This is a genomic window from Hominimerdicola alba 8 (assembly GCF_000178155.2).
Lineage (GTDB): Bacteria > Bacillota > Clostridia > Oscillospirales > Ruminococcaceae > Hominimerdicola > Hominimerdicola alba_C.
On sequence record NZ_ADKM02000031.1, the window covers coordinates 47,176 to 66,639 of the forward strand.

A 19,464-nucleotide genomic window follows, 5' to 3' on the forward strand; every position below is an offset into this window, starting at 1 on the left:
GCAGTGCTTAGTGTTTTTCTCACTGCCCTTTCCGCTGTCAATAGATTGAAAAACACTAAGATTAAAATCCGCAACAGCGGTGAAAGGAAAAAACCATGAAAAACACAAAAATAATTGCAGTAGCAAATCAAAAAGGAGGCGTGGGCAAGACCACTACGACGATCAATGTAGGTGCAGCACTTGCTCTTACGGGCAAAAAGGTCCTGCTAATTGACTTGGACACTCAGGAATCCCTTTCAAATTTTCTTGGGATATACAATACAGAGAACAATATAGGAAAAGCGCTCTACAAGACAGTTAACCGCGAAACTATTGACCTTGCAGATTACATTGTCACAAACGAGGTCAACAGAGTTGACATAATCCCGGCAGAACTGAACACAATGCAGCGTATAGCGATTGACCTTGTATCGGTAAGAAGCAAGGAAACAGTTTTCCGCAGACTTATAAATCAGAACAGTGAACTGCTTGACAGATACGACTATATACTGCTCGATTGCCCACCGTCCCTTAATGTTATATTGGATAACGCACTTACGGCGAGCCGATATGTGCTTATCCCCTGTCAGGCTCACCCTCTGAGCTATCCCCCACTGCCTAATCTGCTTTTGCAGATTGACGAGATACAGGCAGAATTGAACGAAAGTATTGAGGTCATCGGCATTGTGCCAACAATGGTCGACCGAAGTACCAACAGCAGACAGACAGTCGATATGCTGCGTGAAAACTATGCTGACGTTGTCTTTGAAACAGAGGTCGAACGCATGGCTGTTGCCGCAAATTCAGCGCTTACAGAAAAAGCTGTCGTGCTTTCCAATGCAAAGGACAACCGCGTTTCCCGTGAATACAAGGAACTCGCAAACGAGCTGGTCAACCGTATCGAGGGGGTGTAAGGCATGAAATTTGATAAAGTCAGCGAAACCTTTTCCGAGAGGAAAGAAAAAGGCAGTATAAAAGAAAGCCTTATCTCAGCTGAGGAAGTGCTGAACGAGATAACCGAGATAGCTATGCACAAGCTGGATATGTACACCGATGAGGACGGCAATCAGCCCTTTGACATAGACGAAGAAAAGGTCGAGGCTCTGAGCGAGAGCATCAAAGAAAACGGTCAGCTGGAGCCTATGATCGTCCGCAAAAAAGACGGCAGATACCAGATACTCAGCGGTCATCACAGATACCTTGCTATGAGGTCGATGTTAGCTAAGTATGCACTTGCAACAGTGGTCGATGTTTCAGACCTGAAAGCCTACATGATAGTATGCGAGAGCAACATACACCATGCAGCACCCCCGCCGTCCAAATTGTGTAAGATCTTCCTGCGGTATCGTGCCGCAGGAAAGGAAGAAAAGCTGACCGCCGATCAGCTTGCTAAGATGTTCGGCATCAGCCGTGAGCAGATGTACAGAATAATCGCTATGGAACATCTGACCGAACCTACAAAAGAGCTTATAGATGCAGGACTTATCTCTACCAACAGCATAAAGCAGCTGAGAACACTTACTCCCGATCAGCAGGATACACTTGCTGACTACGTGTACAATGAGGACAAGAAACTCACTAAGGGTAAGTGTGACAAGGTCATTGATCTGTTCATCGGCAAGCCCGATGCAACAGCAGAAGATATTGACGAGTGTTTGAATAGTGATGATAAAGAAAAAGATCCTGCCAACAACTACACTGCCATGAAGAAGATGAGCAAAGAACAGCTATCCGAGTATCTCTTTGAAAACCTTTCAAGATTTACTTCGGCGGGCGATATCCTTTCTTTTCTCTGTGAGAAGGAGGTTTAAACTATGCCAAAAATAACACGATGCGAGTATGAGGAACTCTATGAGAATGCCGGAATAAAAAACTATCAGTTACGTGATCTGACTGATATAGAGCTGATACACGGCTACGATCTGACACTTCTCCCCGGATACGAGGAATTATCCACGGAGAACAAAAAACTTTTTGAAGACACTGTAGTGCGTTTGTTCAACGGACACGGTCTTGATACCCGCAAGGATCTTCTTCCGAAATGTGTTCACTATGTTGAAGAAATAAATTTCTATAAATTTATTGAAGAGGAAGATTGCAACTCGGTTATCGGGCAGGAAGTATACTCGCTCATCAAAAACAGAAACGGCAAGTATGTACATAAAAAACGCATTCATAGGTTTACGTATGAAAAAGGCATACCTTTTAAAGAATGCAAAACTTACTCAAAAACATATCTCCGATTTGAACTGAAAGGTGTATGGTATCACTTTACCGAAGCCTATGAATGGTACTGAGTTATGGAAATAAGGATTATAGGCACTGAGGAAGAACTATCACAGGCGGCGGAACTTATCTCTTCCGCCTGTGATGTTGCTTATAAAAGTCGGTTCTATCGCTGCCGAAACAAGAATAATGCTTATCGGCTATATATCAAAACAAAGGATAACACCAATAAAGAAGAAAAGCAACTGGAAGGTCAGATGTCTTTTGATGAGGTGTGATAAATGCTGAAAGACTATGATATAAGTAAGTATATCAATAAAGAAATACATGATCCAAAAGCAGAGATAATATTAAAAACAAAGGATAAACTTAATGAATATCGAAAAGAAACAATTAAAACAGATCCAAACTCTGATTTCAAAGACAAGCTGTATCGGATCTGTTGTACAATTATATCTAAATATAAATAACGATTTCCGATAATAGCAAACGTCAAAGCAGTCGAACATTTTCGGCTGCTTTTTTTGTTAAAAAGTAAAAAAACGAAAGGAAGAATAAAAAATGGACGAAAATATTATTATGGCTTTCAGCAGACCTCGCGTAATAAAGCCTATATACAATCAGAAGCTAAACACCTCCAATATAATGAAGATCACTTCACCAACTGAAGAAAGTGTAAAGAAATATGTGGAGAAGTATCATATTAAAGGTTTTGATATGAACTCGGCTACATACGGTTACGATTCTAACGTGATGATAACGATCAATACCGAAACCGATGAGTGCAAGTTGCAAGTGTTTGATTGCGCTACTGGTAAAATGATAGCCTCATACACTGGATCAAATAAGTCAGATGTCTTTTGATGAGGTGTGATGATAGCACAAAATGTCGATATAGGAGATAGCTCAAATGAGCAATAGAAACAACGAGATCACTGAATGCTTAAATGACACGATACAGCTGCTGAAAGAAGTAGAAGCAGGAATAGATATGAATAAATCAAACTATTGTAGGTTGTGCGATACTCCTTTACGACACACCGATACCCTCGGCAAACTTCTGGGCGAAAAACTTGGCTGCGTATATGTAAAAAGAGAGTCTACTTATTTTTGCTTCAATTTCGATGGTGATACAGAAACAGAGATACACATTTCGATTAATGAACCATTCAACGTAGATATATTCCTAGAGCATTACTATACCAGAAGAGATTTCTTTTGGGGCGGTCTCGATCCATTTCACTACGATGCGTCTACGATATTAGAGAACATCAGAGTTAAAATAAGGAATTTAAAAAAACTTGATGAAAAACTGCAATACCTAAAAGCAAAGAAATCAAGAATTGAAGAAACAATAGCAAAGGCAAACCAAAGCAGAAGTGTTATTTGGAAACTATTGAGTAGGTTTCAGACTTTTCAGTCCGATGATTGCTTCAAAGCAATCTTAGAAGAAACCCAAAAAGAAATAACAACAATCGAAGAACGAATAAAATGTTTACCGCCATTGCAAGAATTAAAAATATCCGAACAGTATGCGGAAGAGGAAGCAAACCGCATTGAAAATGAAATGAAAATAACGCTTGAAAAGCAAAAAGCTAAGATTGAAGAGTATAGCATGATACTCTTCAAATGGACTGATACGGTTATGGTTTATGATCGAAGCGGTCAGAATGTTGGAAGATTATCAAAATAATCTACAATATGATTTAGACACACTTTAATAGTAAACAGCAAAGCAGTCGAACACTTTCGGCTGCTTTTTTGTTTTCAAATTACGAAAAGACTATAAAGAGAAAGGAAAAAGATAGATGTACAGCCTTGAAGAAGTTAAAAACGGACAATGTTCGTTGACAGTTACTGTGGTCGAAACAGACTACGGCAGATTTGTCACCGACGAATACATAGACGATGATGATCTGTATTCTTCCTCGGCATTAGCCGATCATTTTGAAAACTGCGACTGTGGAGATGCAGATTATGCGGATATTGAAGTCGGTGTATACAGATACGGCGATCTCGATGTTGATGCAGATGATATGCTCCCCGATGATGTACGTGAATATATCGAAAGTGACATCGAGAACTTTCTCAGCAAATGCGACCCTCTTGAAACTAACAACTATGAGGTCGATCTGAGGGAACTGCTTGGACGAGAAGATGGAAGGAGTTACTAAAATATGAACAGAGAAGATAACTTACAGATAATAGAGAACTCTGTAACGCAGGAAACTTATAAAAAGATAGTGAGCAGGAACTATTCGGACGATGTTCTTAACTACATTTCAGGATACGGACCGACAATAGAGGTTTTTGCAGATACTAAGTACAAAACCGAAACTGTTCACAAGCTGGCTGATGCACTGAGCAATCACAGGATAAGCACCTATGATATGATGGATATTATGAAAAGTTCGGTGAACAGCGCTAAGAACGAACCATACACCGATGACTTTATCAAAAATATCGGCATAACTAACTTTAGGGAAAATATGGCGGCTTTTCTGACTTCAAATACTGCCGATGTTTCCTATAATGATATAATATCAGGCTTAAGCAGCGGAATATATGAAGAAAACACTGTCGGCAGATTGCAGATAAATGATATGCTTGCATCTGAGATGCGAAAGGCAGGCATAAATCTTACAGTTGAAAGCTATGAAGATGTGAACTACACACCTGTTCAGAAGCACATACTTTGCGAACGCATAAACTATATGCGCAAGAGTCCTGACTGGGAAGGAGTACGCAAGTCATTTGCCGAACCTATCATATCCGAGAATTTTGATGATATGATAATTCTTGATACCGAAACGACAGGACTTTCACCTTCATACGATGAACTGCTGCAAGTGTCGATCATAAACGGCAAAGGTGAGGTTCTGTTTGACAGCTACTTTAAACCAAATGCAGCGTCATGGGACGAAGCGCAGGCAGTAAACCACATCAGTCCTGAGATGGTGAAAAATTCACCGCGATTAAATGAAAAGGCTTACGAAATATCTCAGATACTCGATAAAGCGCACAAGATAGTCGGCTATAACGTGGATTTTGACCTCGATTTTCTTTGGCTCAACGGTGCAGGCGGCAGTAACGATAATTTCAAGAAAGTCGATGTAATGCAGATGTTTGCGCCGATATATGGAGAGATAAATGAAAAGTACGGCGGCTACAAATGGCAGAAGCTGACCAAAGCTGCCGACTATTATGGCTATGACTGGGATAGCCACGCCGAGAGCGCACACAATTCTCTGGGCGATTGTTACGCGACACTGCATGTATACAAGTCTGTGCTTAGCGATCTTAAAAAGAAAGAAATATTCAGTGAGTATTGTAAACCACTGGACAGCGATGATGACCTCAGTGGAAAACTCCTAATACTTGTGCCGGAGGCGCTCAACGAAGATAATCAGAACAAGGCTATGCTTTTCTTCTACGCAGAAAGTGCTGTACCTTCTGTCGTAGATGGCCGTCCGATGATAGTGTCCGGAAAATATCTAGCTGACGATATACGAGCAAGATATGACCTTGACGCTATACTAGGTATCGCTGACAAAGATAAACTGCCTGCGTGGGCTGAAAACAAGTTGAGAACACTTGAAAAAGAACAGCTGGAGATCAACGCAGAAATGAAGCAAACTGCTTATGACGAAAACATGGCTGCGTACAGATATATCAACGGCTTAGATGATCATGATGAACCGAGTGAGCAGGATGATGACGACTACAGCTATGAGAATTTAAGTCACAGCATATTCCTCGACGAGATAAAAGATCAGTATGCAGATTTTCGCGATAATACACTTCGCATGACAGCAAAAGATATTTTTGCGGCGGCATATGAGATCACCGCAAAGACTGCCATCAAAGAGAAACTCGTAAATGAAGATGTGATGCTCTCAGATGAACAGGAAACTGCACTTATGCAGAGCGATAATATGCTCGATGAGATCTATCAGGATTGGCTTAAGACAGACAGTGAAGACTTTGCAGACTTGCCTACGGTAATAGTAAACACTGCCGAATATAGACACCTTTGTTCCAATCTTGAAAAACAGAATATCAACGATAGTGCAGTTGTTTATGAAGAAGAAACAGACGATACTCCCGCTGTAAGTACATGCAGAGGGCGCTGAAATATGAAAGGTTGAAAAAAATGGCAAAGAAAAACAACTTTCTGGAAAAACTCGATTTGCAGATCGACGAGGAAAAGATCTCAATAATCGAGTTTTATCTCAGAGAAAATAAAGAAACGATCGATATAAGTGCGGAGATCTCCGCACTTATAAACAGCTACATCGACAAGCTGTATGTTAAGAAAGTACCAAAATCAGTAAGACATTTTATTGACAACAAGGACAAGGAGGTCAAAAGTAATGAAAATGAAAGAAACGGATCAGAGGACAAAGGCACTGCTGGGAATATCGAATTACCCGATGCGCAATCAGTTCTCGATAATGGACGCGGCGGCTAGAGCCAGAGAACTGGGCTACACCGTCAAGGTGATAGTTGATACCCGCACAAAAGCCGTCTGCGAAATGATAGTTTTTGACAGAGATAACATTTTCTACTGCTCGGCGGCTGATCTTATAGATAATACTAAGGACACGTCGCTTATCAAGTACGGTACAGTGACTGACAGCGGTGCTGCCCTTACTTTTAATGAGATCGGTACTGTTACCGCTGACGAACTGAAATATGCGGTGAGCGAAGGCAGGCTGTTCCCGATAGACCCTATCCCAAGAGAAAAGAAAAAAACAGGCAGACTTGTAGAAACTGAAGCGGCTTTTTCACGCTGGGTCAGAGCGAGGGGAATGCACCCTTTCGTAAAAGGCAGGCGCATAAAGACCGACTCGGGTTCTGAGGTCGTCTATACAACAATATACTGATGCCTAAGATCATCGAGGACAGCGCTGTATATACGGGCAAGAATGGCAGGCTGTATGAGCTGGGCAAAGTCTTCATGTATACAGCAGTTGTTCAAGATTTTCAAAGCCGTACCTATGCGGTCATCACAAAACCTAATATTTCTGATGATGGACTTCTGTGGTGGCGCACCAAGCAGGACGGTTTCAAAAGCAGAACCAAAGCCACCAAAACAGCAAAGGAGCTAGATCAGATGTACTCACTGATGGAAAAGAACCAAGAGATAAAAAATGTTGCAGAAGATATTGACGATCTTATATCAAAATCATATATAAGTAACTTCAACTATGATCTTGATGAAGCATTCAATAAGATCATAGAAAAGCACAGCGAATTCGAGGTCGCACAGGCTGTTGCTCTCACTATTAATGCCAAATCATGGGACGGTCGTTTTTCACAGCTTAATAAAGCATGGGCTGATAATTTCATAACTTTCAACGGCATAAAGACCGAAGAGTATGACCGCTTCTATGGCTGCAATACTCACTCGGCGCTTCTTGACGGATTTACAGATGTTGTCCGCAAGAATATAGCTAACCGCAGCATTACTGAACTGCGCGGCGAGAGTATCGCGGAAGAGCAGTTCATCGAGCAGAGTGCGGGCAGGAAGTAGCACACTGCACAAATTGCTAACTACAATTTTATACACTTTTACTTTAACTCAATAACGCCATAGTGATTTTATCACTTTAAAGTGGTAAAATTTTGTGCATTATTGCTCTTGAAGTATATACGTATATATGTTATATTATAGATAGAAGAAAACCAATATCTTGCAAAAATGAAAGGTGGGCTAAGACTATGAACGATTACTATGCTCCATACTATGAGGAATATAAAAAGCGCAGCGCTATGCTTGAACTTGTAAGACCAGCCGATGAGGTCTATGCGTTCATTAACGAACAACTGGAACTGCATGAACGCTACATGAAACTAATGCGCGAAAATGCACCGGATGAAGAGTATGAGAAGTTCGACTCACCGTTCTGGCGTGACAATGTGCGGAAGTTTGTCGGAGAAGAATTCTGGCAGGCATCTCACCTTGAACAGTACGACTACGCTCTCAGAACAAATGCTGATGTCTGGTGTCGTATGTACGAATATTACTACGACATTTTCCGCGCAATGCTGAAATGCGAGCTGGAAGAGAATGACCGCATTGTTAATGCTCCTCTGGTTCTTGACAGACAGCACTTCGTAGAAAGCTGGGACGCGGCGAACATTCGCTTTTTGAAGTATGTTGCGGATCACAACATCAATAAGGATGAGTACTGGCAGAACTACGCTTATCATGTATACACCAAGTATTACGTGGAGTATTGTTCATATGTTAACAGAACTTCGCCTTCAAAGGAAATGGTAAAGAACCGTGAGCGTGAGGGGGAGATACCTTCTCTTGACAGGATACATTATAATAACTGGGCGCATGAGTATGCGTTGGAGATCGTTAACAGTCAGTACACCAACAGCCGTGATCTGGCAAAGGGGGCAAACTCCGACGGCATGATATGGGATAAGAGTTTTATCCCCAAGAAAGAAGAAAACATCAAGTGGGCAGCATTCAATCAGTACGAGTTCATGGCAGACCCTCGCTTCGTTGACTTGCTTGAACGGCTTGCCGCAGATAAGGGTGTTACACTCCCCGAAGCGTATGAGATATACAAAAGCGGGAAGTACACACCTATAATAATATCAGGCAGCTGATTTGACAATTTCTGCTTGATGTGGTATTATAAAGTGTGTCTAAAGACACACTTTAAGGAGGCATGACTGATGGTTACGCTCGAAGAAATGTTAAACGACGAAACTATTCAAGACATAATCAAATATGCCAAACAGTATGACCTTGACAAAGTCGTGCTGTTCGGTTCAAGAGCGAAAGGCATTGCGCGAAAGTTCAGCGATTATGATCTGCTTATATACGGCGATGAACCGTCAATGCTAGATTATTATTTATTCCTTACAGATGAATACTTGTCACCATATTCTTTTGATGTGGTCATTGACGGTCACTATTCAAAAGAGTTGAAAGAAGAGGTAGATAATACGGGGGTTGTGATCTATGAAAAGGTACGATAAATATATTTCCGCTGTTACTTCACTTAACAATTTTAAAGCTAAAATGCCGATGTATGAAGAAATGCAGGATAGTGATACAAAATCACTCATATACTCAGGCTATATAAATCATTATCAGCACACTTTTGAACTTTCGTGGAAGATCTGCAAGCAGCTTATGGGTTACGAGGGAATTGCTGATGCAGAAACAGGTTCTCCAAACACTATACTTCGTGCCTGTTTACATAACGGTTATATAGATAACTGGAATTTATGGAAGAAAGCACTTACAAGCCGAAATGACTGGACACACATATATAGCGGTGATGACGTAGAAGATGCAGTAAAAACCATAAGCACAGACTACGTTCCCATGTTCAATGAGCTGGCTGATAAAGTGGAAGAAAAGATAGTTGAACTGTATAATGATGGTCTTATCCCTGAAGCGGAGATAGATGATACCATCATAGAACTTGCTGAGAACGGCAAGCCTTACTCGCCAAAACGATAAAGTGTGTCTATAGACACACTAAGAGAATGGAGTTGACATATATGAAGATAAAAGCAGCAATATCTGCGTTACTGACAGCTGTGATGCTGACCGCCTGCGGGCAGACAGAACAGCCTGTATCTGATAGGGTAGATGTATCTGCCGCTGAAACTGCGGTCACTACCTCAGCTTACAGTGAAGATATAACAACAAGCGCTGAAACTACTACCACCACTACCGTTACAACTTCGATAGCTGATGAGGATAGTTCTGCGGTCGTATCATCTACGCCCAGCAGCACACAGCGTACAGTATCATCAACAAGTAAAGCTGCAACGGGCAAGGCGGCAACTACTACGAAGAAGTCTTCTACCACCACCAGACAGTCTTCTGCGAACGGTGGAACTGTCAACAACAATAACAATGTCAGCGGAAACAGCGGCGGCGCGGCTGCTCAGGCACAAGCACATCAGTCATCGTCGGGCGGAACAACAGCCGCTAGGCAGACACAAGCGCCTGTGACCACCACAACGCCCGCACCCGTAGTTACTGCGGCACCTCCCCAGACTACCACCACAACAACTACAACTCAATATGTACCTGAGCCTGAACCTCAGCCTGAACCTGAACAGCGCTTATCAATTGATGATGGCGTTATGGATCTGAAGCTGTATGACCCCGATCTTCTTAATGAATTATCAAGTATTTACGGCTCATTTTCCGATTACTTAGATCTTCAGCTTTGGACATTCATTGACAGCTATCCTATAAATTGTCTTGACTTGTATAATGCCGGACAAAATCTCCAGTATGATGGCACAGAAGTTGGCAGACTTAGGGCTGTATGTCAGTATGCGTATGATTTAGGCGGTCGTAACTGCATAGAGTATGCACTTAATGCTTATTTCATAGCAAAAGGCGCTGGACTGGAATGCTATTTGGCGCGTTCAAATCAGTACGGCTGGTACGGTCATGTGTCAAACGTAGTAAATTATGAAGGTAATTATTATTTCATGGAACCACAAGTAAATATTCCAATAGATTGGAGCAGTATCGCTTTCGAAGGCTATGCAGACGATGGTTCAGGATTAGTAGGTGCATGCCAACTTGATCTTTTCTTCGATATAAATGAAAATCATTATTCATTTGACATTAAACAAGATCTACAGATAACACAAAGCGAAATTCGCAATTAACTTTTAATAAAGAATATCACTAAGCACTTAACAATTTTGTTAGGTGCTTTTTTTAGTGCTTTAATAGAAATCTATTGCAATGTTTTTTGATGATGAAAGGAAATTAAAAATGACGATATATAACGTAATTATGACGGCTTTTTTTGTTGTAGCAATTTTACTGATTGCTTTCGGGCTTCCTCGTATAATAGATAAGTATTATGACGGAGAGATCTCACGAATACAAGCTGAAAGGCGACACTCCCATTACGGCAGGCTTCAGAAGATATGAGCCGAAAAAGAACGAGGAAAACAGTGATGACAGTCCGCCCGTTCTTCCTTCTTTTTCTCAGGGAGAGTTATTGCAGATAACATGGATCATAGACAGCAAAATGACAAAAGCGCCGCCGCGATACACCATCGACAGCCTGAACACCTACCTTAAAGCGCCTTTTGCGAAAACTGAAACTGTGAAAGGCGATGACAGCGAAGCAGATGACAGTGAACTGTATAATGCCGTAAAAAAGGGCATGGAGATAGGAAGTGTTGCAACACGAACAGGTATCATCACCAAAACAGTCAAACAGTACGGTTATCTGGAGATCAAGAAAAATCAGTATTACTGCACAGATAAAGGCGCGGCTTTCATCGGCTATCTGCATCAGCTGAATATTGACCTTTTCTTAGAGCGCAACGTAGAATTCAACATGATGCTCAAATCGGTCGAACTCGGCACTACTTCCATGCAGGAAACCATTGACCGCACTGCCGATGAACTGCGAAAAATAATCTCACAAGATGTTGAAATAAGTTCTGCGGCAAGATTTGAAAGTGATGATAGTCTGGGTAAATGCCCGTTCTGCGGCAGTGAAGTCCGCGATGGCAAGAAAAATTACTACTGTGCAGGATATAAGTCAGGCTGCAAGTTCGTGATATTCAAAAGTTCTTACTGCAAGTTCTCGTTTGTCAAAGACGGAAAAGTCATAGAGTATTCAAAGCCGTTCTCAGTCACCAAAGCAAATGCCAAAGCACTTCTGAATGGCGGCAAAACAACAGTTTCCATAGAAGAAAAGAGCGGCAAAGGCAAATACAAGATCGGCGTTACGTTCAAGCCTGACAACAAACACGAATTTGTGGGAATAGAACGTATCCCTGAGAAAAAGAAAGGTGGATAAGTTATGAAATACTATGACGGCGAAGGATCTGACAGGATAGAACTCACACCATCGGCAGGCGGCAAGGACTGTCTTGGAAATGGTGAGCATGAAGGCATCGAGATACGCTGTGACGAATGTGACTTTCTTATGTTATGCTCAAAAACTGTGTCTATAGACACACTTCCCCGCCCGAAGGTAAATCGTTCGGGTGGGGACTTTTATGGTATTGACAAATTAAAAAAAATGTAGTATAATAATTATAGGATAATTATGACATAATTATGGTGGTGATTAGCTTGGATACCTTGAACTTTGAGTGGGACGAACATAAAAATGAGATAAATAAAAAGAAACATGGCTTATCATTTGAAACTGCAACAGAAGTATTCTATGATGAACTTGCTATTTTATTTGACGATCCTGACCATTCTGATGATGAAGAACGTTTCCTGATTATAGGGACGCTCAAATCGTCAAAAATCTGTATAGTAAGCCATTGTTACAGAGATAATGATAATGTTATCCGACTTATTTCAGCAAGAATGGCAACCAAATCAGAGATCCGTTATTACCAAGAGGGAGTGTGAGCAGCATGAGAGAAGAATACAATATCAATGAATTAAATCCGCGTAAAAATCCATATGCAAGCAGATTAAAGAAACAGATAACCATCAACATTGACAGCAGTACCATAGATTTCTTTAAACAACAGTCTGCTGATACGGGTATTCCCTATCAAATACTGATAAACCTTTATTTAGCTGACTGCGTTAAAAATAATAAAAAGCCGGAAATCACATGGAAGTGAAAAGTGTGTCTATATACACACTTCCTCGCCCGAAGGACAAAAATTCGGGCGAGGCTTTTTTTGATCTGAAAGGAGTTTAAAAATGGCAAAAAAATATTATTTAGTCGAGAAAGAGTCTATTACATTGATAGGTCCGTTAACTATTATTTTCTTTCGCGATGCGGTGTCTGCCGCTGTTACAGCAAGGATGTTTCATGTAGAGTGGAAGTATGTTTTTCCGATTGCGATCGTATCAGCAATATTATTGATAGCATCATCACTGGTAAAATATCGGGCTGTGCGTATAATATTAGGGGGTATCTCAAACTTAGGTTACGGCTGGCTGATAATATTGATATTAGGCGTAATCATAAGGTTATTCGGACACGAAATGCCCGACCCGCTATTCTACATAATATTGCTCTGGTCATTCGGTGTCGGCGCAGGCGGACACTACATGATCGGCGAAACTTTTTATGAAGTAGTGAGCATTCTGAAAGATAAAAAATCCCAGCCCGCCGAACAGCGAACTAATAATTAGTACACAATCCTCTCCCCACGCAAGTCGGGAGAGGGATATTTTTCTCAGGGATAGTCGCAGTTTCGATTGACAGTCAGCACGGGCTGTGTTATAATATAGCAAAGGCGGTGAAACAATGAACGAATACCTTATCATGCACAGAAACACGGTTATAGCAAAAGCTGATGATGAAGTCGTAACTGAAATCATCAACAAACCGCTCTGCCCCGCCATGATATTTGAGGGTGCATATCTTGAACGCTGGCTCAGAAGCCGAAGCGTTGATACTCACCGTTCTAATTCACGGCGGCTGTATAAAGCACTCAGACTGAAAAACGATGCAGGCATAAGTGAGATAATATCAGTCGGTCACGGAATAACCATTAACGATAACTGGTGGATAAAAAGAAAAGACGAGAATATCAACTATGATACGATAACAGATTACAACAGTGAGATAGCTGATATATCGTTGAACGGGTTCTCTGACAAGTCTGTAAATATAAGCGGCTACACTCAGCTGGGAACAACAGGAAGTTACGAAAAGGCTTGGCGTTATATCGACGGCAGTTGGTACATGTTCAAACAGGGCAGCAAAACAGAACTTATCTCCGAATACTTTGCCTTCAATTTTCTTAAATCACTCGAAAAAAATGTAGCTGAATACCGGGTCAACAGGCAGACACTCGAAACAGGTCTTGAACAGGAGTATATAGTCACCCGCGATTTTACAGAGAACGGCAAGTACGATTTTGAGCCGTTTTTCAATTACTTTGATGAGAATGAGGACTACGATTTCATTATCTCACATCTTGAAAATATAGAGAGAGGTTCAGCAGTCAGCGGACTTGTGGACGATTATGCGGAGATGTGTTTCTATGATGCACTGCTCTTCAACGTTGACAGGCACAATCTCAATGCGGGCTTTCTGCGTGACAGCAATAGTGGCAGGATAGTTTGTCTTTCGCCGCTATTTGACTACAACATATCACTTTCAGCCGCAGGAACACTGCATTTTACAGATGCAAAAGCAGATCTGATGAGATATTTCATGAGCAACGAGACCTGCATGAACATCATCAAGCCGCTCATGCCTGAGCGTGATGAAATCGAATATGCCATAAACAGAGCCACCCGCGAATGCCGACTCGCCTTTCCAAATGACAATTTCAACTATTCACTTTTTGAGAATTATATCCTCAGCGCATACGATCATTGCAGTTCGGGCATCGAGCGGAGCAACAGTCAGAACTCCGGCATAAAAAGATAGGACAGCATATCCCTCTCCCACGTTAGTCGGGAGAGGGATATTTTTTCTTTTCTCAGAGATAGTCAGACTGTGTCTATAGACACACTTTAGTATAGATCATCCAGCTTGCGAATAGCAGTGTTTTTCTGTTCCTCGACCACATGATAGTAAAACTTCATCGTGATCGTTACATCAGAATGCCCCAGCAACTCAGACACCATCTTAATATCCACACCTCGACGAATGAGCAAAGTTGCGAACGTGTGTCTGAGAGCATGTACAATATCAGTCTTGCCGTGTATGCCGCAGTTATTTAGAATGCTCTGCATTGTGCGGCGCACGTTCCCACCATCAACATAATTGCCGTTCTCAGTGGCAACTACCAGCTTACAATTCATTTCAGCCTGCATCGAATTCAGCTTCACAAGAGCATCCATCGCATTATCATTGAGCGGTATGCGTCGCACAGACTTGTCAGATTTAGGCATCTGAATTATCTTCGTGTAACTCTTGTCACCGTTTCGGCTTTTTACGTTCTCAACATTTTTGCAGATATGTATACTGCGTTTCGGCCAATCAACATCTTCCCATTGAAGAGCCAACGCTTCACCCAGACGCATACCTGTGTTGAGCAGCAGCACGATCAGATAACCGTAGCGGTACTTGAAAGTACCATTTTTGTACGTTGAAACTGCTTCGGAAACTATCATCTGCACTTGCTCGGCAGAATAAAAAGACACCTCATTTGGCGAGGTGTTGCGTGGCAGAACGACTGCATGTATGGGATTTTTCTTTATATCTTCCCGTATCTCAGCCATCTTTAGACAGCTTTTCAGATTTACATATGCCTTTTTTACTGTGCTGTGAGAGTATACCTCGCTCAGGCTGTTGAGCATGATCTGTATATCATCAGATGACAGTTTTTTCATTTTGATCGTTCCGATGCGCGGGAATATCTGATACTTAAGCGACAACTCCACACGATCAAATGAAGTCGGCTTCAAAGTTGGTTTTTTGACTGTTATCAGCCATTTGGTCATATACTCCTCAACGGTTTCATTTGTTTGTTTGTCAAAAAACATTTTAATCACTCCTGTGAAATAATATTTGTGCTGACGCACAGAGAACATATTAGCACAAGCGGTGATGATATGGGTAATGTAATTTTATAAATGGCATCAAGATAAAAAAAGGCTGTTGCAACGTGAGAGTAATGAATGAATTCACTGAACCAATGCGTTTTCGGGGGTTATTGTTTTATCCGGTATTTTATTTATGGCGGCAAATTTTCAAAAAAGTCGTCCTATTACAGCACCTATTTCAGCATTCTCATTTTAAGTCTTTGCCTTTTCATTGTGGAACTTGTTAAAAACCATAGCCGCCTTTTATGCAACTATACAAAAGTTACAAGTAACTCAACTTTTTTATCAAAACGCTTGACTTGCAAGCAAATCTATGCTATAATATAGTCAGAACAAGGGAAACAGAAAACCCTTTGTGATATACTGGGAATGCCAAAGAAAACAGGGCGAGAGCCTACAACACGAAAGGATAGTTACTATGACAGGGTTTGAACTTAAAACAACTATGTGGATGAAGCAAGAACCGCTGTTATCGTTTTTAAGTACGGAAAATATGCGAATTCCGCGATAAGGATGTGATATGCTATATGGACGAAGTAAAAAATATTTGTGTAACTTATGATAAGATAGGCAGTATCAGAGGTACTGCAAGACAGCTTGAAATAAGTTGGAACAGAGTTGTCAAGGTATTGTCAACAGAAGGTTATATCCTTAACAACAAACACAAACAAATTATTATACTACATAACCAAGGTTTATCTATACAAGAAATCGCTGATAAAGTTAAGTTATCAGCAAAGACTGTACAGTCATACGTTCCTGCACGACGACCATACTATAAGTATAAGCAAAGTAAGAACGCAAAAAAGATAGCTCAATGGAGAGCGAAAAAGGAGGTATAACCATGAAAAAGTTTTACATAGCAAATATATTTTTGCTCAAAATGAATTCATTAAAGAAGGCCACAATTATGTGGTCAATGTACTTCGCTCCAGATTTCGGTAAGGAATTCTCGTGGGTCTATGACCATGAAGAATTTCTCAACGCTTTGGAAAGAAAAGATGGAAAAAGCATTGAAGAACTCGTTGAACTCTTCAAAGATATACCGATCCCGTATGAGGAATGGCTCGTTGCTACGCCTCCAAAGAGATTAATAATGGAACCAAGTGGAGAGAAGTTCTTTGAACGTCTCGATGAGAAGTTCAATTAAAATCAATACGCACTTTAGCAACTATGGGAAAAGCAGACCCTTTATAACATGGGGGTATTTAGGAGGTATAACCATGATAACAAAGAAATATGGAAAGTTTACCGTGGTCGATGAATATAGTCATACTGACTATATCGACCGTGAGAATGGGGTAATCATTACATCTGTTATTATCAATGATGGTGATGTATATATCTCCGTCATTGACGCGGAAGATATCAACGGAGATTTTAACCCCATCGGAATAAAGGAAAAGAGATATATCATAAATCTTTATGATAGCGGTGATGTACATTTTACATCTCCATGCGGGGAATGCAAAAAATATAAATCGATTAAGGAGATGATGAAAGAAAACAAGGCGGCTTACGACATGTTGAACCGTCACGATTACCGCCACGTGTTTGATGATGGACTCGATATGATATCCACCATTTTTAAGGAGTATAACTCCCTACATGTCAATTTATAACATGGCGCTGAGGTCGCGCCATGAAACTGAACAATCTGACCAGTCAGACCTTCGGGCAGCTGACCGTCAAAAAATATGTTGGGCAGCGGCGATGGCTTTGTCGCTGTTCCTGCGGGAAAGAAACTGTAGTCCTTGCCACCAACCTGACTAGCGGGCATACAAAATCCTGCGGCTGCCTGCGAGGCACAGGTATCATCGGCAAGACTTATGGCACGTTGACAGTGCTGGAAGCTGCCGATGATGGTGCATACCTTTGCCGCTGTTCCTGTGGCAAAACTTGTTTTCGCAAGTATATGTCCCTTGTGCAGTCGCCAGAAACGGTGACCTGCGATGACTGCGCGAGTAAAAAACGCGCAGATGCTCTTAGGAAAACATCTTTTGTTGATGGCACTCAGCCATCACATCTTAAATGTGAGCCAACAAAAGCCAACAAATCGGGAGTTGTCGGCGTAAACTGGGACAAATCAAGGTGCAAGTGGCAGGCGGGAATTAGGTTTAAGGGTCACAAGTATAATCTCGGGCGCTATGACAATATCCAAGACGCCATAGATGCCCGAAAAGCCGCTGAGAAAGAACTATTTGGTGAGTTCTTGAAGTGGTATGAAAATTTTAAAAAGGAGAATAAACATGAAAAAGATAATTAATAACAGGGTTTTTGATACAGACACCGCGCAGCTCATAAAGTGCGCGGATCACGACAATATCACAAGCAACGAAGGCTCGTGTAAGCAGAGCCTTTATCGTAAGCGCACTGGAGACTACTTTCTTTGCGTATCAGGCGCAAGGGCGGACTCGTTTCATAATTTGCGTCTCACAGACGCAAAGCATGACCGAGAACGCCATATATATCTCTTAACATTTGAACAGGCAAGGGCATGGTGCGAGGCTGAGATGACGGCAGAAGAGTGGCTTGAGAACTTTGAGCCTGCCGAAGATGACAGTCTTGCCGCGCTCAACCTTACGCTGTCGGCGGCGGCAGTAAGCAAATTCAAACTGTCCGCACAACAGCAGCAGATCAGCCAAAAAGAATTGATGGAAAAGTTGATAGGCACACTATAAAAAAATCAGCCCCCGAGACAAACGTCCCGAGGGCTGTATTTATGCACTTATATCATTACTTGACAGGCTTCTCGCCCTTAACATGTGCCGCTAACATAGACACATCGCTTACATTCACCTTACCATCGCCGTTTATATCGCCTTTGACATGTATAGTTACATCAATTTCCGATTTAGGTTCAAGAAGTTTTCTGTATTCGCAAGAAAAGAAATAACAAATTAAAATAGCTATAAAAAATTTGGCGATTTAACTTGACAAATAAAAACATATGTGATATAATGATTATAGTGGGAACAACAAAACACCCACCTGTGGCTTAAATGAACGCCAATTCAAATAAGCCATCAGCACAAATGCTCCGTTAAAGCAGATGTGAGATCTTTACAGATAGGTGCATCAATTGTCATGTTCCATTATAACATGACTTTGATAGATTTGTCAAGAGGGTTTTCAGCGCTTTATGAGCATGTGCTGAAAACTCTTTTCTTTTTCCCGTAAGACTTACGAATCTTACGGCTGACTACAGTTAAATTGAATAGCCAACGAATGAACGGCAACCTCGACGAAGCCTCAACAACTGCTGATTTTTTCAGTTGCATTGTAACAGTTTGCATTTGCAAGCCTGCCTGATGGCAGCTACCTCAATGTACGCCGTGACCACTTAGTGACAGTAAGTGCAGCGAGTATAAACACTGTGGTGTGAGCTACCGGGGAGGTAATCGAGAAGTCATGACCTGTATCGGTCGTGCAAAGGGCGCAGCCGACAGCAAGGTGTATTTGCTAAAAGAGTTTGTCACTCTACAGAATACACTGATGACTAGGCGGTCGCAAGACCTGCGTCAAAAGGAAACCATTCAAGGCAATAACCAAAATTATTTCCGCCACGCAACAGCGGTTATAATATAAACCAACAGGCTGGTATAGCACTACCGCTTGTTGGCACAAATTCACTGAGATCAATGGACTTGTGCCAGCAAGTGAATTGCATACAATGTGTCTATAGACACACTTTAGATATGAAAAGCCCCCGCAAGGGAATTTCTTCCCTCACGGAGAAAGCAGGGGCACCAAGGATC

At 41.5% G+C, this 19,464-nt stretch carries 29 protein-coding genes; 27 read left to right on the forward strand and 2 right to left on the reverse strand.

Annotated elements, in window-relative coordinates; translation table 11 throughout:
• Window positions 1–95: 95 nt before the first annotated feature.
• The 22 genes from CUS_RS02825 (at window position 96) to CUS_RS02925 (ending at window position 14,585) form a co-directional block, all read left to right on the forward strand.
• Entirely contained in the window at window positions 96–893 is a 798-nt protein-coding gene (locus CUS_RS02825) for a ParA family protein (protein ID WP_002847472.1), read from the forward strand.
• Window positions 894–896: 3 nt separating this feature from the next.
• Window positions 897–1,790, forward strand: coding sequence for a ParB/RepB/Spo0J family partition protein (locus tag CUS_RS02830; RefSeq protein WP_002847443.1), 894 nt, complete (start codon window positions 897–899; stop codon window positions 1,788–1,790).
• Between the two features lie 3 nt (window positions 1,791–1,793).
• Window positions 1,794–2,276, forward strand: a complete 483-nt coding sequence (locus CUS_RS02835) for a hypothetical protein (protein ID WP_002847433.1) — start codon at window positions 1,794–1,796, stop codon at window positions 2,274–2,276.
• Window positions 2,277–2,279: 3 nt separating this feature from the next.
• Window positions 2,280–2,483, forward strand: a complete 204-nt coding sequence (locus CUS_RS19030; RefSeq protein ID WP_002847428.1) for a hypothetical protein — start codon at window positions 2,280–2,282, stop codon at window positions 2,481–2,483.
• Window positions 2,484–2,486: 3 nt separating this feature from the next.
• Complete coding sequence (locus CUS_RS02840) at window positions 2,487–2,675, forward strand: hypothetical protein (protein ID WP_002847387.1); 189 nt, start codon at window positions 2,487–2,489, stop codon at window positions 2,673–2,675.
• Window positions 2,676–2,766: 91 nt separating this feature from the next.
• Window positions 2,767–3,069 (forward strand): hypothetical protein, encoded by a 303-nt coding sequence (locus CUS_RS02845; protein WP_002847396.1) that lies wholly within the window; start codon window positions 2,767–2,769, stop codon window positions 3,067–3,069.
• Between the two features lie 46 nt (window positions 3,070–3,115).
• Window positions 3,116–3,898: a hypothetical protein gene (locus tag CUS_RS02850; RefSeq protein ID WP_002847456.1), complete on the forward strand. Its 783-nt coding sequence runs from the start codon at window positions 3,116–3,118 to the stop codon at window positions 3,896–3,898.
• A gap of 115 nt (window positions 3,899–4,013) precedes the next feature.
• Window positions 4,014–4,379, forward strand: a complete 366-nt coding sequence (locus tag CUS_RS02855; protein ID WP_002847439.1) for a hypothetical protein — start codon at window positions 4,014–4,016, stop codon at window positions 4,377–4,379.
• Between the two features lie 3 nt (window positions 4,380–4,382).
• Complete coding sequence (locus tag CUS_RS18445) at window positions 4,383–6,338, forward strand: exonuclease domain-containing protein (protein ID WP_002847470.1); 1,956 nt, start codon at window positions 4,383–4,385, stop codon at window positions 6,336–6,338.
• Window positions 6,339–6,358: 20 nt separating this feature from the next.
• Window positions 6,359–6,676 (forward strand): hypothetical protein, encoded by a 318-nt coding sequence (locus CUS_RS02865; protein WP_157769490.1) that lies wholly within the window; start codon window positions 6,359–6,361, stop codon window positions 6,674–6,676.
• Window positions 6,579–7,091 carry a hypothetical protein gene (locus CUS_RS02870; protein WP_157769491.1) on the forward strand — a complete coding sequence of 171 codons (513 nt, stop codon included), beginning with the start codon at window positions 6,579–6,581 and terminating at the stop codon, window positions 7,089–7,091. The genes CUS_RS02865 and CUS_RS02870 overlap by 98 nt, the downstream gene beginning before the upstream one ends.
• Entirely contained in the window at window positions 7,091–7,741 is a 651-nt protein-coding gene (locus CUS_RS02875) for a DUF3849 domain-containing protein (RefSeq protein WP_002847405.1), read from the forward strand. Before CUS_RS02870 ends, CUS_RS02875 begins: the two co-directional genes overlap by 1 nt.
• Window positions 7,742–7,929: 188 nt before the next feature.
• Window positions 7,930–8,832: a hypothetical protein gene (locus CUS_RS02880; RefSeq protein ID WP_002847416.1), complete on the forward strand. Its 903-nt coding sequence runs from the start codon at window positions 7,930–7,932 to the stop codon at window positions 8,830–8,832.
• Between the two features lie 69 nt (window positions 8,833–8,901).
• Window positions 8,902–9,207 (forward strand): nucleotidyltransferase domain-containing protein, encoded by a 306-nt coding sequence (locus CUS_RS02885; protein ID WP_002847417.1) that lies wholly within the window; start codon window positions 8,902–8,904, stop codon window positions 9,205–9,207.
• Window positions 9,191–9,697 carry an HI0074 family nucleotidyltransferase substrate-binding subunit gene (locus CUS_RS18450; RefSeq protein WP_002847432.1) on the forward strand — a complete coding sequence of 169 codons (507 nt, stop codon included), beginning with the start codon at window positions 9,191–9,193 and terminating at the stop codon, window positions 9,695–9,697. The genes CUS_RS02885 and CUS_RS18450 overlap by 17 nt, the downstream gene beginning before the upstream one ends.
• Before the next feature lie 41 nt (window positions 9,698–9,738).
• Complete coding sequence (locus tag CUS_RS02895) at window positions 9,739–10,872, forward strand: hypothetical protein (protein ID WP_002847453.1); 1,134 nt, start codon at window positions 9,739–9,741, stop codon at window positions 10,870–10,872.
• Between the two features lie 200 nt (window positions 10,873–11,072).
• A complete protein-coding gene (locus CUS_RS02900; RefSeq protein WP_002847473.1) occupies window positions 11,073–12,026 on the forward strand; it encodes a DNA topoisomerase in 954 nt (317 codons plus the stop codon).
• A gap of 3 nt (window positions 12,027–12,029) precedes the next feature.
• Window positions 12,030–12,257, forward strand: coding sequence for a hypothetical protein (locus CUS_RS02905; RefSeq protein WP_002847446.1), 228 nt, complete (start codon window positions 12,030–12,032; stop codon window positions 12,255–12,257).
• 38 nt (window positions 12,258–12,295) lie between these two features.
• Window positions 12,296–12,595 carry a BrnT family toxin gene (locus CUS_RS02910; RefSeq protein WP_415753080.1) on the forward strand — a complete coding sequence of 100 codons (300 nt, stop codon included), beginning with the start codon at window positions 12,296–12,298 and terminating at the stop codon, window positions 12,593–12,595.
• A gap of 5 nt (window positions 12,596–12,600) precedes the next feature.
• Complete coding sequence (locus tag CUS_RS02915) at window positions 12,601–12,816, forward strand: BrnA antitoxin family protein (protein ID WP_037276276.1); 216 nt, start codon at window positions 12,601–12,603, stop codon at window positions 12,814–12,816.
• Window positions 12,817–12,898: 82 nt separating this feature from the next.
• Window positions 12,899–13,336 carry a hypothetical protein gene (locus CUS_RS02920; protein WP_037276277.1) on the forward strand — a complete coding sequence of 146 codons (438 nt, stop codon included), beginning with the start codon at window positions 12,899–12,901 and terminating at the stop codon, window positions 13,334–13,336.
• A gap of 115 nt (window positions 13,337–13,451) precedes the next feature.
• Entirely contained in the window at window positions 13,452–14,585 is a 1,134-nt protein-coding gene (locus tag CUS_RS02925) for a hypothetical protein (protein WP_002847413.1), read from the forward strand.
• Between the two features lie 86 nt (window positions 14,586–14,671).
• Here the strand turns inward: CUS_RS02925 and CUS_RS02930 are convergent, their stop codons facing one another.
• Window positions 14,672–15,646, reverse strand: a complete 975-nt coding sequence (locus tag CUS_RS02930; RefSeq protein ID WP_002847411.1) for a tyrosine-type recombinase/integrase — start codon at window positions 15,644–15,646, stop codon at window positions 14,672–14,674.
• Window positions 15,647–16,233: 587 nt separating this feature from the next.
• Here CUS_RS02930 and CUS_RS02935 point away from each other — a divergent pair.
• The 5 genes from CUS_RS02935 (at window position 16,234) to CUS_RS19710 (ending at window position 18,387) form a co-directional block, all read left to right on the forward strand.
• A complete protein-coding gene (locus CUS_RS02935; RefSeq protein WP_037276280.1) occupies window positions 16,234–16,548 on the forward strand; it encodes a hypothetical protein in 315 nt (104 codons plus the stop codon).
• A 2-nt stretch (window positions 16,549–16,550) separates the two neighbouring features.
• The gene (locus tag CUS_RS02940; RefSeq protein ID WP_002847409.1) at window positions 16,551–16,856 is read left to right on the forward strand and encodes a hypothetical protein; all 306 of its coding nucleotides are present in this window, start codon (window positions 16,551–16,553) and stop codon (window positions 16,854–16,856) included.
• A 73-nt stretch (window positions 16,857–16,929) separates the two neighbouring features.
• Complete coding sequence (locus tag CUS_RS02945) at window positions 16,930–17,328, forward strand: hypothetical protein (protein WP_002847392.1); 399 nt, start codon at window positions 16,930–16,932, stop codon at window positions 17,326–17,328.
• 20 nt (window positions 17,329–17,348) lie between these two features.
• A complete protein-coding gene (locus tag CUS_RS18455; protein ID WP_002847450.1) occupies window positions 17,349–17,972 on the forward strand; it encodes an AP2 domain protein in 624 nt (207 codons plus the stop codon).
• Between the two features lie 160 nt (window positions 17,973–18,132).
• Complete coding sequence (locus CUS_RS19710) at window positions 18,133–18,387, forward strand: hypothetical protein (protein ID WP_157769492.1); 255 nt, start codon at window positions 18,133–18,135, stop codon at window positions 18,385–18,387.
• Window positions 18,388–18,442: 55 nt separating this feature from the next.
• On the opposite strand, the gene CUS_RS20765 is transcribed toward CUS_RS19710, so the two are convergent.
• The gene (locus CUS_RS20765; protein WP_415753081.1) at window positions 18,443–18,634 is read right to left on the reverse strand and encodes a dockerin type I repeat-containing protein; all 192 of its coding nucleotides are present in this window, start codon (window positions 18,632–18,634) and stop codon (window positions 18,443–18,445) included.
• Between the last annotated feature and the right edge of the window lie 830 nt (window positions 18,635–19,464).